Here is a 16,546-nt window from a genome sequence, read left to right as displayed (position 1 = left end):
TTTATACCTTTAACCATAAAATGGGCTAGCAATGTTTAACTAAAAAAGTGTGAGAGTTATTGTTTAATAAACATTATTTACTAAAAAATAACTGCTTACGAATAAGTGTGGCTAACCGCAAAAATTAATAACTCATCACTCGCACTTGAGCAAATTGGCGATGCCCAGCTGCAGTGCCATGAAAACCAAAACCACTTTGCTTAGCTCCTACCCATGGCGCATTGCCAGCACCAGCACCTTGATTAACCCCAACCATGCCAGCCTCAAGTTGTTCGGCAACGGCTTTAGCGCCTTGGCCACCAAACACCACAGCAGCTAAACCATAGTGGCTGTTATTAGCGCGACTAATGGCTTCATCAATATCACTAAAACGGCTTATAGCCACTACAGGGCCAAAGGTTTCTTCACGTTCTAGCAGCATTTCAGGAGTAATATCTGTCACAACTGTAGGTTGAATAAACGGTAGTTCATAGTGATCACTACCTAATAAAATACTCGCGCCTTTGGCGGTAGCATCTTGTAACTGCTCAAGTACTTTTTGGTGCTGTGTAGGATTCACTATCGGGCCAATATTCACATTCGCAGCGTCCCATGCTCCCACACGATAACGGCTGGCTAAGGCCACCACTTTTTGTTCAAACTCATCGGCAATTTGCTGGTCTACATATACTCGTTCTGTGGAAGTGCACATCTGCCCAGCGTTTTCAAACGAGCTTGCCACCGCAAAACGCACCGCGGCATCCATATTGGCACCAGCCATCACAATCATAGGATCGTTGCCGCCAAGCTCCATTACTAAACGTTTTAAACCCGATGCGGCATTAGCCATAATGTGTTTACCTGCAGCCATAGACCCGGTAAATGCCACCATATTAATGTCTGCAGCAACCAGTGCCTGGCCAAGGGCTTTATCACCTTGAACCACTTGCAGCACATGCTGTGGTAGCACCTTATTAAGGGTATTAATAAATAATTCGGCCACCAGCGGAGTTTGTTCAGATGGCTTTAATATCACACTGTTGCCCGCTATAAGTGCTGGCATCAGTAAGTTATTGGCCATGGCTATCGGATAATTCCAGGGCGAAATGACGGCTACAACACCCAAAGGACGGTATTGTAATTCAGTACGATTATCAACTTGCTCAGTGGCTAGTGAATCGCCTATTTCACTGGCAAAATAGCCTGCATTTTGTACTGTACCGCCCACTTCATAGGTGGCACGGCGATAATCTTTGCCCATTTCTTGGCCAATGAGTGTTGCCAGTTCATCTTGCACTGCGTGTAATTGTTGATACGCTTTAACCACATACTGTTGCCGTTGAACTAATGGCAAACTTGCCCAAGCTTTTTGAGCAACTTGCGCATTGCTTATCACTATTGGCAACTGCTCGATGCTGGTTGTTTCTACGCGACCTACCGCTGTGGCTTCAATGTGTTCTCCGCCATCGACTTTATGATAACTCGCGGGATCGTAAGAGGTTAATACTGCCATGGAGAAACATTCCTTAATGGTACTAAAGTGACGCTAGTCTAATTGCTGTCTATTTTGATACAATGGAATACAAAAGCAACCAGTATACTTTTAGTAACCTAGGTTAGATTGATGAAAACTAAAATTGAAACAATGACTAACGGTCAAAAAAAAGTTATCAACGCTTGTGCTGAACCTTGCTCGGTCGAGCGTGGTATGCGGGTATTAGGTGGAAAATGGAAAGCATCGATATTATGGCACTTGCAAGATGGTCCAGTGCGATTTAATGATTTGTCGCGCATGTTAGGCGGGGCAAGTAAAAAAATGGTCGATCAACGCCTGAAAGAATTAGAAGCCCAAGGACTGGTGACTCGCCATGTGATTAGTGATCGTCCTATTGCTGTGTCTTATAGTATTACCGATCTTGGTCGCACGGCATTGGATATTTTAGAGCGCTTAAAAGAGTGGGCAGATGAGTATATTGTTTAGCAAAGTACTCTGGGCTAGATCTCCACAAAGATTAATTAGCTAACGACTCAACAGCTTAATTGTCACAAAATAATAACAATATGTTAGGCTTGTCACTATTACGGAGATGAAATGCATGGAAGCCTTAATTTAAGGTGCTGTTATTTATGTTGCGTTACTTATCTGTGGCGATTTTCATCATTATATTTTTCAATTCGCCGATTTCAAATGCCAGACCAGCCATCACTTTTTACACCGAAAGCTATCCTCCATTTCAGTCGCTAAATTCTCATGGAGAATTGGTTTGCTTTTCGATTGATGTGTTACATGCTACCCAGCAATATCTTGATTTTGATATTAATATTGAAATCATGCCTTGGAGCTGAGCATATAAAAATGCCGCAAAAAATCCTGATACATTTATTTTTTCGATAGGAAAATCCGAAAAACGTTTACAACAGTTTAAATGGATAGGTGATTTTCACACGGTGCGAAATGTTATTTACAAAAAGACCTCTCGATCTGACATCAATATCGTTAACAAACAAGATATTAATCGATACACGCTGGCGTTACCAAGAAGCGACATTTCACTAGAGAGTCTCAACATTCAACATGAACACCCAAATGTCTATTTGGTTGCAAACCAAACTAAAGCCCTAAAAATGCTTTATTATGATCGAGTGGATTTAGTCAATAATAATGATATCGGCCTATCCGGCTCAATAAAGGCATTGGGGCTTAAACGGTCTGATTTCACCATTGTGTATGTTATTAATAACATCGAGCTAGGTATAGCAACCCATAAAGATACTCGGGTTGAATTACTCGAAATGATGCGACATGCATTTGATACGGTTAAACAAAATGGCCAGTTCGAGCTTATTGTAAAAAAGTGGTTTCCTGAACGAATATCACCACAAGCAGCAACTCAGATCGCGGGACCAATAACAGCTGCCCCTGATAATCATAGTCAAACCACGATTGAACCACTTTCGCTTTAATAGGCTCATGTCGCTAAAACCAGTATATGGGTTCAGCGACAACATCAATGATTAATAATCGAACCCTAACTGCGCTTTAATGCCATCATTAAACGCATGTTTTATCGGAACAATTTCACTTACTGTATCAGCTAACTCAATAATGTCACGATGACAAGCGCGGCCAGTGATAATCACATGTTGCATCGCTGGGCGATTTCTTAACGCCGTTAATACTCGCTCAAGTTCGATATAGTGATAACTGACCATGTAAGTTAATTCATCTAACAACACCATGTTGATCGATTCATCTTTAAGGAGTTTTTCAGCTTCGAGCCAAGCTTCCATGGCAGCTTGGGTGTCTTTTTCTTTGTCTTGAGTTTCCCAAGTAAAACCGGTGCCCATGACATGAAATGGTACACCAGCACCTTCGAGTAAATTACGCTCACCACAAGCCCAAGTGCCTTTAATAAATTGCACTACCGCGGCTTTATGACCATGACCCACAGCGCGCGTAACAGAGCCAAAACCAGAGGTTGATTTGCCTTTACCATTGCCGGTTAACACTAATAAAATGCCTTTCTCATCTTGAGCAGCAGCAATTTTGGCATCAACACCCACTTTAACTTTCTGTTGGCGGGCTTTATGACGTTCAGCTTTGTTTGCATCAATAGTGCTAGCTTGTTCATTATCGTGGTTATCAGTTGTCATGAGATTATTCCTTTCAATGTGTTCATGTCCAAATGCGCTTCTAACACGTCGGCAAGACGATTTAGTTGCTGCTCGCGGATCTGGTTAATATCAATAGCATGGCGACTCTCTAAGCCGGCCCATTGCAAAATAAGTTGGCATGCAGCGGGATGATCGAATAATCCATGCACGTAAGTCGCTAAAATTTGTTGGTCATTGCTCACCATGCCATCAAGCTTAGTAACCGGTATAGGCTGATCGGCATATTGTTCAATCGATAACGGCTGAGTTATATTCTCTGTAAGTGAAGACTCACCACAATGGATCTCATAACCACTAAACTCTACCTGCAGGCCTTGTAAACGTAAGTGACCCCTTACTTGAGTTAAAGTTTTACTAGCAGTTAGTACGGTAGTAATCGGTAATAAGCCCAATCCGTCACTGCAACCAACGTTATCTTCAATACCTAAGGGATCATCAATCCACTCACCGAGCATTTGGTAACCGCCACAAATCCCGATGACTTTACCGCCGTAACGTAAATGCTTTTTCAAGGCGACATCCCAACCTTGCTCGCGCACAAAAGCTAAATCTGCACGCACATTTTTACTGCCAGGCAATATGACTAAATCCGCGGCTGGCCACTCAGATGCTTGAGCCATGCTCTGCATAGTCACATAATGAAAATCAATATGTGGATGTAAACGCAGTGGATCAAAATCGGTATGATTACTGATCCTTGGATACACTAATACCAACACAGACAAACGCTGACTGGCAGATAATGGGGTCGATAACGTGCTTTGAGGGTTATCAATTAATGCATCTTCAGCGTCTAAATGCAGATCGTGTAAATAAGGTAATACGCCTAATACTGGTTTTTGAGTATAAGCTTCAAGCCAGTCGATACCGGACTGCAATAAGCTGATGTCACCGCGAAAACGATTAATCACAAAGCCTTTTACCCGTGCTTGCTCAGACTGGCTTAATAATGCCAACGTACCAACTAAATGGGCGAACACACCACCTTTGTCAATATCGGCAATAATGATTACTGGGCAATCAGCCTCCTCAGCAAAGCCCATATTGGCAATATCACCTTGGCGTAAATTTATTTCGGCCGGGCTACCCGCACCTTCAGTCACCACCAAGGAATATTGCTGCTGCAGGCGAGTGTAAGATTGCATTACCGCCGCTAATGCCATGGTTTTATAACCTTGGCTCTGAGGTCCGAAAAAGGCCTTAGCTTCTAATGTAGACAAGGCTTTACCGTGAATAATCACTTGCGCGCTCGTATCTGAGCTGGGCTTTAATAACACCGGATTAAAATCGGTATGAGGCGCTAAACCACAAGCAATAGCCTGCAGTGCTTGGGCGCGGCCAATTTCACCACCATCAAGGGTTACGGCGCTGTTTAACGCCATATTTTGCGGCTTAAACGGAGCAACGCTCACGCCTTGACGGGCAAATAAACGACACAGCCCCGCCACTAAGGTGCTTTTACCCGCATCGGAAGTAGTGCCTTGCACCATTAATGCGCCGCAAAGTGGGTCACCTGTTACAGGTGTGGAATGAACTAATGACATTATGCTTTTAAGGGCAATGGCAGGCCTGCAACCACCAAAGTAACTTGGTCAGATATCGCTGCTACCGCTTGATTTAACCAACCAGCTTCATCAACAAAACGGCGGTTGAGCTCGCCCATAGGCACAATACCCGAACCGACTTCATTGCTAACTAACACCACTTCACTTTGCAATGCAGACAAACTGTCGAGCAATAATGACTTTTGCATGGCCCACGAAGCGCCATCATCTAGCAGTAAATGATTGGTAAGTAATAAGGTTAGACAATCGAGCAAGATCACTTGCTGGGGTTTATCGATTGCCACTAAGGTTTGGGCAATATCATAAGCTTGTTCGTGCAGTATCCAGCCATGGGGGCTGGATACTCTATCTTGTTGGTGTTGGTGAATACGTTGCGACATTTCTGTGTCTAACGCGGTCGCGGTTGCTAAATACACGCATTGATAACCAATCGCTGCGTATTCAGCAACGCATTGCTCAGCAAAGCGACTCTTACCACTGCGCGCACCACCTAACACCAAATGAATCATTAGCTTAACCCAACCGCTAAAATAACTAAGTAACAACATACTTCGCTGATTTGTTGCGCTGCCCCTAACGTATCACCGGTGTAGCCACCAATCTGTTTACGGAAAAAGCCACCAAGCAAAATACGCACTAACCACAAGGTAATAAACAACACAAATGCCGCCACGCCGTTAAGCCATAACAACACAAAAATACCACTGGCAATCAAAATAAATAAATCGTTTAACTGTTGGTTTTCTGCAATAGGCTTAGATTTGCTGCTATCGTCATCGCGAACATATTGTTCACTAAAAATTAAGCTAGAAGCCACCACTCGACTTAAGGTATGACCTGCTACCAGAGCGCTTACCGCAGCCATAGGGCTGTATAATGCTAGCTCGACTAACAGTTGCCATTTCAGTAATAACACTAACCCCAAGGCTAAAGCACCATAACTGCCTAAACGCGAATCTTTCATAATCCGCAGCTTATCTTCTACCGTCCAACCACCACCAAAGCCATCAGCGGTGTCGGCTAAGCCGTCTTCATGAAACCCACCAGTCACCAACACACCGGCCACCATCGCCAGTAGAATGGCAATGCTCGCGGGTAAAATTAATTGTGCTAACCAAAATACCAACGCACAAATTAAACCAATCATTAAACCGACCAAACCAAAATAACGACTGGCCTGATTCAGTTTATCGCGATCAATCACCACCCATGATGGAACGGGGATCCGAGTAAAAAAACTCATTGCCACAAAAAACAAATTTAACTGCCGTAACCACTTTATCTCGCCAGACATGTTGTACCCTTAAACGACATTATGAACGCCAGCATCATCGAAACTGGCCATTTGATTGTAAAAATGCACCGCGGCTTGAATTAACGGCAAGGCTAATGCAGCGCCTGTGCCTTCTCCAAGTCTTAATCCCAGCGACAACAAAGGTGTTGCTTGTAGCTGTTGTAACAAAAGCTTGTGTCCTTGCTCTTGCGACTCGTGAGCAAAGATTAAATAGTCTCTTGATTGTGGGGATAATTTTACCGCAACTAATGCTGCAGCAGTAGCGATAAAACCATCAATGACCACTAATATTTTTTGCTCTGCGGCTGCTAAAATAGCCCCTGTCATTTGCACGATTTCAAAGCCCCCCACATGAGCTAAAATAGCCTCTGGAGACACTAAAGCAGGCTGATGCAATGCCAGAGCTTGATTAATTAATTGTGTTTTGGTGACCAAGGTTGCATCGTCAATGCCCGTGCCTCGGCCAACACATTGCTCAACATCAATATTAAGCATTGCTGACATTACCGCCGTCGCGGCTGACGTATTACCTATGCCCATTTCACCTAAGGCAATGAGATTACAGCCTCCAGCGACATGACGCATAACCAGCTGGCGAGCTAACTCAAACCCTTGGGCGACTTTTTCAAGCCCCATAGCAGCACACAAATGCATAGCGTGAGTACCAGCGCCTAAGCGCTGATCGATAACGCTCGTTTGCCCTGTCAGCGGTTGTAATATACCGCAATCAATAATTTCAAGTTCAAAGCCGACCTGGCGACAAAACACGTTAATTGCCGCGCCGCCTTGAACAAAGTTATGCACCATTTGAGTCGTCACTTCGCTTGGCGCAATCGACACGCCATAAGCGGCAATACCATGGTCGGCAGCAAACACTAACATAGTTGGCTTAGTGATTTGCAGCTGTGAACTTAATCGCTGCTGATTGCCATTATATTGCACCCGAGCAACCTGTAATGCCAACGATTCTAGTTGACCTAAAGCCCCTAGCGGTTTGGTTTTTTGATTAATCTTATGCTGGATGATGTCATCAACATCTGGATTAACGGCTTCTATAACAAACATTTCAACTCCAACAACTTGGGCTAATAAATTTCAACATGATGCGCATAGCAATTCTTATAAAAGTTCTTATACCTGTGTCTAAATAATTAGCGCCGTTGGCGTAAAATAAACAAGAAAAACACACTGCCTAACGCTGCTGTAATAATACCAACGGGCAATTCTTGATTAGATAAAACACACCGCGCTATCACATCAATCCACACCATAAATAAGCCACCCAACATCGCGGTTAAGATCATCGGCTGACGTCCAGAAAACAATAACCTAACCGTGTGCGGGATCATTAAACCGACAAAACCAATGCCACCACACGTTGCCACTAGCATTGCCGTAATAAGCGAACACAGTAACAACATACTTAAACGCAATTTAGCGACATTAATTCCTAAGGTATGCGCGGTTTCATCTCCCGCTTGCAACGCCATAATTTGTCGTCTAAAGGTCAACATAATCAATAAACTAACCCCTACCGTTACACTCGGTAACAGTAAGTTTGACCAACTGGCTTTGGCAAAACTGCCTAAACTCCAAAACAGCACTGACGCCGCAGCCTGTGGGGTCGAAAAATACAACAACAAACTGGTCAATGCACCAAACAGAAACGAGGTCGCCACACCGGATAACAACATACGTTCAACTTGGCTACTTCGACCAGGTCCCGACAACATAAACACCACCAACACAGATAAACTGGCGCCGATGAATGCTCCTATCGGAATACTTAATGTTGACCAAGACCACCAAGGTTGTGCGGTAAAGTTTGGCGCTAGGGTAAATACCCCTGAAAACATCTCGGCAAACAAACCCGTTTGACTGAATAACGACACCACCAACACCGCACCAAATGACGCCCCAGAGCTAATGCCAAACAAATACGGGTCAGCTAAAGGATTGCGGGTCACGGTTTGTAATACACTGCCCGCTATAGACAAACCAGCGCCGGCGACAAAGGCCAATAAAATTCTCGGCAAGCGTAATTCAAGCACAATACGTTGAGTTATCTTAACTGCATGCTCACTGCCATCAATCGCACTCGGCATGTCGCCGCCTAATAAGGTATTAAATATCATTAATACGTCATTTAGATGAATATTGGCCGCCCCAAAACTGGCGGCAAAAATCGGAGTAAGCAGTGTAACTACAACCAACAAGCTGAAGTAAACATAGTAGCGACGTTGGGATGCATCAATCATGATCAGGGCCCACTTTGTGGCTGGGTTGGTAACCATAAAAATAACTAATAAGGGGTTTTGCGTGTTGTGGATGAACATTAATGTCGCAGCACACACCGAACACATCACTAATTTGTCGCTCAGTCAGCACTTCAGTTGGAGTGCCTTTAGCAATTAACTGTCCGTGATCGAGTAGTAATAATTTATCGCACATCGCACTGGCTAAATTTAGATCATGTATCGATGCGATAACGCTAATGCCTAATGATTTGACCAGTTCAAGAATTTGAATTTGATAACGAATATCTAAATGATTAGTGGGTTCATCTAAAATAAGAATATGCGGTTGTTGCACGATAGCGCGGGCAATAAGTGCACGCTGCTTTTCACCACCAGATAACAGTTCATACTGTTGCAGTGCTTGTTGCTGCAAGCCCACTTTGGCTAATGCGCTTAATACACGTTCACGGTCTTGGACGGTATTAGGATCAAACAAGCCTTTATGCGGCGTTAACCCCATGGTCACTAACTGCTCGGTGGTCATGTCAAAATAATGCGGCGTATCTTGTTGTACCACCGCAATATTTTGCGCTAGCAACTTAGATGAAAACTCACTGATGGGTTTGGAAAAAATCGCAATATCGCCGCTAGTAGGCACAATGTAACGATACAGGCAACGTAACAAGCTTGACTTACCCGCGCCATTTGGGCCAATTAAGCCTAGCATTTGGCCTTTAGGCAGACTGAAATGAATGTCAGCCAAAATCATTTTCTTATCGACTTGCCAAAAAAGATGATTTACATCTAATACAGACTCAGACATGCAAGTAACCTCGCCATGTCCAATTAATTAACACATACATCGATTTAATCACTCCCCTAAGTCACCCGCTTAGGTATGGATAATGAGGCGATTCAAAGCTGGTATCTGACTTATGCACCAATACTTAATTGATCCATTTACAGTTGCGGGTACAGTTTGGGCTTATCCCAATTCCCAATACCTTGAAAGGCACTACTTTTTAAACTATCGTGTTGAAGATAATCATCTTAACGACATGATGTTAATACAATAAATAGTAAGCTAGTCATTTTAACACCATGATATTGAGACTAATACGACTCTGGTGGTTCTCAAGTCTTAGGCCAATGTAAGGTAAAACTCACTTTAGCGGCTTTAGTATCTTTTATTGGCGGCTGAAAACGATCAATATTATCAATATCGTCAGGCCAATACACATCGAGCATCATAATAGCAGCATAGGGGATCGCTAGGTTAGCGAATAATCCGCTACATTGGCCAGTATTGAGTACATATCCGACTAAACAGCGCATTACGCCACCATGAGTCACCACTAACGCATGGGGACAATCGTCACCATTAGGCTTTTGTTGAGCACTATCTGTCTGCGCAAAAGAGCTCCACAGAGCATCAACGACCGTCATTAAGCCAGCTTCCACTCGTGCGGTAAAATCGGTTACCGACTCAGCCTTGTCTGGTGTATTTTGTGCCAGCCAAGGGTTATCCCAATAAGCATCAAATTGTTGTGGGTTTTGCTGATAAATAGCATCAAATGATTGCCCATCCCAGACACCAAAATCAATTTCTTGTAGTGAAGATAAAGTGGTTAACGGTAACGATAGTTGCTGTGCTAAAGCTTGACTAAATAACTGACAACGCAACAACGGCGAACTAAATACATGACTAATCGGATATTGCTGCTCGATAAAAGCTTGCTGCATTTGCGTCATACCAATATCGGTAAGCTTCACATCGGTGCGGCCGCGGAATATCCCTCCACCTTCACACTCACCATGGCGCATTAATATTATCTTGGCTCGCTTCATTGACATAAACCTTAGTTAGAGAGTCATAAACATTTATCAAACAGAGCCTTGCACTGCTAACACAGAGCAAATGCCCCCTCAATTTAATTAACTATTCTGATGTTAACTTACTTATCCAGCTATCGAGTAAATCAAATTAAATCAAATTGCGCCTCATTGAGCTTAAATCAGCCTTGCTCTAGCGGTAAAAATTCGCGTACTATGGACGTCTATACGTTTATATGTCCAAAATACTATCTTAACAGGTCAGCATATAAAAGGTCATCATTATGAGCAATAGCCCTGATCTACAGTAGCAACCAAAAATTGCCTGTAGTAGCTGTAATAAACAATGATGTTATCGCCCTACTCTGGTAAAAATAAGGGTATGCTTATCTCAATTAAGGTATCAAGCAACATAGTGATAAAAAGGTAACTGTTATGGCGAAATCGACTTCTTACAGTCAAACACTTGAACAACTTAATGCATTGTTAGCGCAGCGTATTGTGATTTTAGATGGCGCCATGGGCACCATGATCCAAGACTATAAGTTGGAAGAAGAAGATTATCGTGGCGAGCGTTTTAAAGATTGGCATTGCGATGTTAAAGGCAACAATGACTTATTAGTACTCAGCCAAGCGCAAATTATTAAAGATATTCATACCCAGTACCTGTTAAACGGTGCCGACATTATTGAAACCAACACCTTTAATGCCACCACCATCGCCATGGCCGATTACGATATGCAGTCTCTGGCCGCCGAAATTAACCTAGCCGGAGCCCAAATTGCCCGCCAAGCAGCCGACGAAGTGGCTGCGCAAACAGGTTTGCCACGTTATGTTGCTGGCGTATTAGGTCCAACTAACCGCACCTGCTCTATCAGTCCAGACGTTAACGACCCTGGGTTTCGTAATGTCAGTTTCGACCAATTAGTCGACGCTTATGTCGAATCCACCAGCGCCTTAATTGAAGGCGGCGCCGATATCATTTTAGTTGAAACCATTTTTGATACCTTAAACGCCAAAGCTGCTCTATTTGCGATTGAAAAAGTATTCGATCAACTCGGCGATCGCCTACCTGTTATGATCTCAGGCACCATTACCGACGCCTCAGGCCGAACCTTAACAGGGCAAACCACAGAAGCCTTTTATAACTCTTTACGCCATATCAAGCCGTTATCGATTGGCCTTAACTGCGCCCTTGGTCCTAAAGAGCTGCGCCCGTACGTTGAAGAATTATCGCGTATTGCCGAGTGTTATGTTTCCGCCCACCCAAATGCTGGCTTACCCAACGAATTTGGTGGCTACGATGAAACCCCAGAAGAAATGGCCGAAGTCATTAATCAATGGGCTCAAGAAGGCATGCTCAACATTGTCGGCGGCTGTTGTGGTAGTACACCCGCTCATATCAGCGCCATTCGTGAAGCGGTACTCAGACACGAACCCAGACAGATCCCAGATCTGCCCGTGGCTTGTCGTTTATCGGGCCTAGAGCCTTTGACCATAGATAAAAATTCGTTATTTGTTAACGTCGGCGAGCGCGCCAACGTGACCGGTTCAGCTAAGTTTTTACGCTTAATTAAAGAAGAAAAGTTTGAAGAAGCCTTAGATGTCGTGCGTGAGCAGGTTGAAAATGGCGCACAAATTATCGACGTCAACATGGACGAAGGGATGCTCGATGGCGTCGCGTCTATGGCAAAGTTTTTAAACTTAATCGCCTCTGAGCCCGACATCTCTCGCGTGCCAATCATGATTGACTCATCAAAATGGGAAGTGATTGAAGCCGGTCTTAAATGCGTCCAAGGCAAGTCGATTGTTAACTCGATTTCGATGAAAGAAGGCGAAGCCAAATTTATCGAACAAGCCACCTTAGTCAAACGCTATGGCGCTGCTGCCATTGTAATGGCCTTTGACGAAGACGGCCAAGCTGACACTCGTGAACGTAAAACTCAAATCTGTACTCGTGCTTATCGCATTTTGGTCGATGTTGTCGGCTTTCCTCCAGAAGATATTATTTTTGATCCCAACATCTTTGCTATTGCCACCGGTATTGATGAACACGACAATTATGCTGTCGACTTTATCGAAGCCATTAAAGACATCAAAGCCACCTTGCCACACGCGATGATCTCCGGCGGTGTGTCTAACGTGTCATTCTCGTTCCGCGGTAACAACCCAGTGCGCGAAGCCATTCACGCGGTGTTTTTATACCATGCCATTCAAGCGGGAATGGATATGGGTATTGTTAACGCAGGTCAGTTAGCCATATACGATGACATTGATCCTGAGCTAAAAAAACGGGTTGAAAACGTAGTTCAAAACTTACCTTGCCCAGTAGCCGACTCAAGTAACACTGAACAACTGCTCGACATCGCTGAAAGCTTTAGAGGCGATGGCTCACAAGTGGCTAAAAAAGAAGATTTAGCCTGGCGCAGTTGGCCAGTATCGCAGCGTTTGTCGCATGCATTGGTTAAAGGTATTACTGAATTTATTGACGAAGACACTGAAGCTGCCCGCCAAGAAGCTGTGCGTCCACTGGACGTGATTGAAGGGCCATTAATGGACGGCATGAACGTGGTCGGCGACTTATTTGGCGCAGGCAAAATGTTCTTACCACAAGTAGTTAAATCGGCTCGGGTAATGAAAAAAGCCGTCGCTTACCTTAATCCTTATATCGAATTGGAAAAGGTTGCTGGCCAGTCAAACGGGCGAATTTTAATGGTCACCGTAAAAGGTGATGTGCATGACATAGGTAAAAATATCGTCGGTGTGGTTCTCGCCTGCAACGGCTACGAAGTGGTCGATCTTGGGGTAATGGTATCGGTCGATAAAATTCTCGATGCAGTAAAAGAGCATAATATCGACATCATCGGCATGTCAGGTTTAATCACTCCAAGTTTAGATGAAATGGTGCACAACGTGAAAACCTTCCACCGTGAAGGCTTAACCATCCCAGCAATTATCGGTGGTGCAACCTGCTCTAAAATTCATACTGCAGTAAAAATAGCACCGCATTATCCACATGGCGCCATTTACATTGCCGATGCTTCTCGTGCTGTGCCTATGGTGTCAAAACTGATTAATAACGCCACTCGCCAGGCGACCATCGACGAGGCTTACGCCGAATACGACATGATGCGTGAAAAACGTTTGTCGCAAACTAAGCGTAAAACCATCGTATCGATTGAAGCGGCGCGTGATAATCGTTGTCAACACGACTGGGAAAACTACACCCCGTTTACGCCTAATGTATTAGGCCGCCAAGTATTTGATGACTACCCGCTAGAAGATTTAGTCGAACGTATCGACTGGACACCGTTCTTCAGAAGCTGGGAACTGCACGGTCATTACCCTGAAATTTTAAAAGACAAAGTCGTTGGTGAAGAAGCCGTTAAATTATTTGCCGATGGCCAAGCCATGTTGAAGCAAATTATTACTGAAAAGTGGCTTACCGCCAAAGCAGTAATCGGTTTATTCCCAGCGAATACCGTTAACCACGACGACATTGAGCTATACACTGATGAAAGCCGCAGCACATTAGAAATGACCACCCATCATTTGCGGATGCAGCTTGAGCGCGTGGGTAACGACAACTTCTGTTTATCAGACTTTGTTGCACCAAAAGATTCAGGCGTTGCCGACTACATGGGCGGTTTTGCGGTGACGACAGGGCACGGTATTGATGAACATGTTGCCCGTTTTGAAGCCAATCACGATGACTACAATGCGATTATGCTCAAATGTTTAGCAGACCGTTTAGCCGAAGCCTTTGCCGAGCGCATGCACGAACGTGTTCGTAAAGAATTTTGGGGTTATGCCGCGGATGAAGTGCTCGATAACGAAGCGTTAATTCGCGAACGTTATAAAGGCATTCGTCCAGCGCCAGGTTACCCAGCATGCCCAGACCATACTGAAAAAGGTTTGTTGTGGGATTTGCTCAAACCCGATGAAACTATCGATTTAAACATTACCGAAAGCTTTGCCATGTACCCAACGGCTGCAGTTTCAGGCTGGTACTTTGCCCATCCCAAATCACGCTATTTTGGCGTAACTAATATTGGTAAAGATCAGGTAGAAGACTACGCTAATCGTAAAGGCATGACCTTGGAAGAGACAGAGAAGTGGCTAGCGCCAGTATTGGACTATGACCCGGAGTAGACTGCCCCAGGTTAGGTTTGTACTCGGTTCTGAGAGATGGATGGTATCTACAATCCTTAAAATAAGTAGGCGAGACTAAATTAATAAATTTAGTCTTTTAAATCATCAAAGCTATTAATTTCTTCTAAATTTTCCCCATAATAAGTCGAGAATAATTCATCTTTCCAGTAGCATATTGAAACAACAGGTTGATCACGAATTAAACCAAACTGTGTTAAATCAACTTCATATTGCAATTCTTTATTTTGTAAGTCTGCATTTAATTGTATTAAATACTGATTTAAATACGGTACTGAAACCCAGTTCTTACTTATCCTCCAAAGCCAATATGAATCATCTCCATCATCTTTTATCTCATCGCGGTCTTTCTTAATAAATATATGTTGTTTCAAACGTGCATCTTGCCCAAAAATATTACCTGGGGCATTTGATTTAATTTTAACTTCTTTAAATGAAAACTCACCATTTGTATCGGTTAATGCATAGTCAATAACAGGTTCGCCCTTATTATAGCCACCATAGGAGAGCTCTCTAACAATCTCCATACCCGAAACTGGAATACCATTATGAGTAATACGCCCTTTCACAGGAGCAGACAACTCAACTTCATATCGCTTCAAAAATCCAAACACTGCATCATCTCCTTCAGGGTAAGCATATGAAAAAATAATCACAAATAGAAATAATGAAACCGTAAGCAATAAAAGGTAACGATATTTATCAAGAAGACTATTTAACACCCTCTCACCCTACTCATTGATAGATAAAAATAAAAGCTACAGATTCATGGTTAAAAAGAGACGTAATATAGCGCTTTTAATACTTATTGGCTGCATAAATTTACACAAAAAAAACTCTTTATCTATAGCCCCAAATAGTGTCAAAAAAGCACTAAAAACATTAATTGTAATAATTTTATCTTTACCTCTAAAACCAACAATATTGAATCCATACCCAAAAAATGCTTACTTCAACGACTTTACCCATTGGTTGGATGATGAAATTAGGCCAGACTAGAATATCTCAATCAAACATACCCTTTTCATCATTACACCATAAAAAATAGTCATTTATAATAATAGATACCCTTACAGAATCACTCTACAATAATGTCGTTTAAAAATTAATCATATGAATTAAAACGCAGGGAGTTGCTTCATCTATGGCCTATAGAGCATATATTGGGATTTTTGCATTCCTATCTCTCATCGTCGCCGTTAGTTGCTACTCGGAGGAGTCAATGTTTAGCATGTTTAAAAAAGTCGATGTCGAAGTGTTTCCTGAAGTGATAGGTAGCTTAACCCATGAGGGAAAACCTCTAGCCGGTATTAAGCTAAAAAGGGGTTATAAGTATTCTGGTGTAATGGAAGAAATAGAATGGGATTACACCACGACTGACAATGAAGGGAAATTTAGCTTTCCTGAAATTATTTACAGTACAAGTCACCCTAACAAGCCTTTCGCCGAAACGCGCGTTGCGCAAGCAATTAAAGTCGCAGAAGGTGACTATACAGACACTTTTCTTTGGTCAACAGTGGCTAGAGGCGAGAAACATATATCTTATCTAGTCGAGCGATTAGCACAATTAAATTGTGACCTAGCTAATGAAGCCATTAGTCAAGAAGTCATTGATGAAGAGTTCCCCAGCGGAGTTGTGCGATATCAGATATTCAGTATTTGTCGCTGGCCTGAACTGGAAAAATTAGAAATCGAGAAGCAAAAAAGATTCGGTGAATAGCAAATAACAATACTAGGATCTGTTGATCTTTCGAGAGTGATTTTTAGACAGCATGGCAAGGCGTTATAATTTG

At 43.1% G+C, this 16,546-nt stretch carries 15 protein-coding genes and 1 riboswitch; of the genes, 5 read left to right on the top strand and 10 right to left on the bottom strand.

Annotated elements, in window-relative coordinates:
• Positions 1-124 precede the first annotated feature (124 nt).
• A complete protein-coding gene (locus tag ACED29_RS19565; RefSeq protein ID WP_371698487.1) occupies positions 125-1,492 on the bottom strand; it encodes an aldehyde dehydrogenase in 1,368 nt (455 codons plus the stop codon).
• Between the two features lie 111 nt (positions 1,493-1,603).
• On the opposite strand from ACED29_RS19565, the gene ACED29_RS19560 reads away from it, so the two are divergent.
• The 3 genes from ACED29_RS19560 (at position 1,604) to ACED29_RS19550 (ending at position 2,943) form a co-directional block, all read left to right on the top strand.
• Positions 1,604-1,960: a helix-turn-helix domain-containing protein gene (locus tag ACED29_RS19560; RefSeq protein WP_124015612.1), complete on the top strand. Its 357-nt coding sequence runs from the start codon at positions 1,604-1,606 to the stop codon at positions 1,958-1,960.
• Positions 1,961-2,106: 146 nt separating this feature from the next.
• Entirely contained in the window at positions 2,107-2,325 is a 219-nt protein-coding gene (locus ACED29_RS19555; RefSeq protein ID WP_371698485.1) for a hypothetical protein, read from the top strand.
• Positions 2,326-2,427: 102 nt separating this feature from the next.
• Positions 2,428-2,943 carry a hypothetical protein gene (locus ACED29_RS19550; protein ID WP_371698483.1) on the top strand — a complete coding sequence of 172 codons (516 nt, stop codon included), beginning with the start codon at positions 2,428-2,430 and terminating at the stop codon, positions 2,941-2,943.
• 51 nt (positions 2,944-2,994) lie between these two features.
• Here ACED29_RS19550 and cobO read toward each other — a convergent pair whose 3' ends face one another.
• From cobO to ACED29_RS19510, 8 genes are all read right to left on the bottom strand, one after another.
• On the bottom strand, positions 2,995-3,633 hold the full coding sequence (cobO, locus tag ACED29_RS19545; RefSeq protein WP_124015610.1) for a cob(I)yrinic acid a,c-diamide adenosyltransferase: 639 nt from the start codon (positions 3,631-3,633) through the stop codon (positions 2,995-2,997).
• Positions 3,630-5,198 (bottom strand): cobyric acid synthase, encoded by a 1,569-nt coding sequence (locus ACED29_RS19540; RefSeq protein WP_371698482.1) that lies wholly within the window; start codon positions 5,196-5,198, stop codon positions 3,630-3,632. Before ACED29_RS19540 ends, cobO begins: the two co-directional genes overlap by 4 nt.
• On the bottom strand, positions 5,198-5,728 hold the full coding sequence (gene cobU / locus ACED29_RS19535; protein ID WP_182697458.1) for a bifunctional adenosylcobinamide kinase/adenosylcobinamide-phosphate guanylyltransferase: 531 nt from the start codon (positions 5,726-5,728) through the stop codon (positions 5,198-5,200). The genes ACED29_RS19540 and cobU overlap by 1 nt, the downstream gene beginning before the upstream one ends.
• The gene (locus ACED29_RS19530) at positions 5,728-6,513 is read right to left on the bottom strand and encodes an adenosylcobinamide-GDP ribazoletransferase (protein WP_124015607.1); all 786 of its coding nucleotides are present in this window, start codon (positions 6,511-6,513) and stop codon (positions 5,728-5,730) included. The genes cobU and ACED29_RS19530 overlap by 1 nt, the downstream gene beginning before the upstream one ends.
• Positions 6,514-6,522: 9 nt before the next feature.
• Positions 6,523-7,578: a nicotinate-nucleotide--dimethylbenzimidazole phosphoribosyltransferase gene (gene cobT / locus ACED29_RS19525; RefSeq protein WP_273059264.1), complete on the bottom strand. Its 1,056-nt coding sequence runs from the start codon at positions 7,576-7,578 to the stop codon at positions 6,523-6,525.
• A gap of 86 nt (positions 7,579-7,664) precedes the next feature.
• The gene (locus tag ACED29_RS19520) at positions 7,665-8,771 is read right to left on the bottom strand and encodes a FecCD family ABC transporter permease (protein WP_371698480.1); all 1,107 of its coding nucleotides are present in this window, start codon (positions 8,769-8,771) and stop codon (positions 7,665-7,667) included.
• Complete coding sequence (locus tag ACED29_RS19515; protein WP_371698479.1) at positions 8,764-9,573, bottom strand: ABC transporter ATP-binding protein; 810 nt, start codon at positions 9,571-9,573, stop codon at positions 8,764-8,766. Before ACED29_RS19515 ends, ACED29_RS19520 begins: the two co-directional genes overlap by 8 nt.
• A gap of 78 nt (positions 9,574-9,651) precedes the next feature.
• Positions 9,652-9,788, bottom strand: a riboswitch (cobalamin riboswitch).
• A gap of 96 nt (positions 9,789-9,884) precedes the next feature.
• Entirely contained in the window at positions 9,885-10,598 is a 714-nt protein-coding gene (locus ACED29_RS19510; protein WP_371698477.1) for a histidine phosphatase family protein, read from the bottom strand.
• A gap of 420 nt (positions 10,599-11,018) precedes the next feature.
• On the opposite strand from ACED29_RS19510, the gene metH reads away from it, so the two are divergent.
• Positions 11,019-14,735: a methionine synthase gene (gene metH / locus ACED29_RS19505; RefSeq protein WP_371698476.1), complete on the top strand. Its 3,717-nt coding sequence runs from the start codon at positions 11,019-11,021 to the stop codon at positions 14,733-14,735.
• A gap of 89 nt (positions 14,736-14,824) precedes the next feature.
• On the opposite strand, the gene ACED29_RS19500 is transcribed toward metH, so the two are convergent.
• Positions 14,825-15,475: a DUF6795 domain-containing protein gene (locus ACED29_RS19500; protein ID WP_371698475.1), complete on the bottom strand. Its 651-nt coding sequence runs from the start codon at positions 15,473-15,475 to the stop codon at positions 14,825-14,827.
• Between the two features lie 500 nt (positions 15,476-15,975).
• Between ACED29_RS19500 and ACED29_RS19495 the strand changes: the two genes are divergently transcribed.
• Positions 15,976-16,473: a DUF6795 domain-containing protein gene (locus ACED29_RS19495; protein ID WP_182722710.1), complete on the top strand. Its 498-nt coding sequence runs from the start codon at positions 15,976-15,978 to the stop codon at positions 16,471-16,473.
• Positions 16,474-16,546 lie beyond the last annotated feature (73 nt).

The organism is Shewanella sp. 5S214 (assembly GCF_041439795.1).
Taxonomy (GTDB): domain Bacteria; phylum Pseudomonadota; class Gammaproteobacteria; order Enterobacterales; family Shewanellaceae; genus Shewanella; species Shewanella vesiculosa.
Note: the sequence above shows the minus strand (reverse complement) of the source record. Positions and strands in the feature narration are given on the sequence as shown.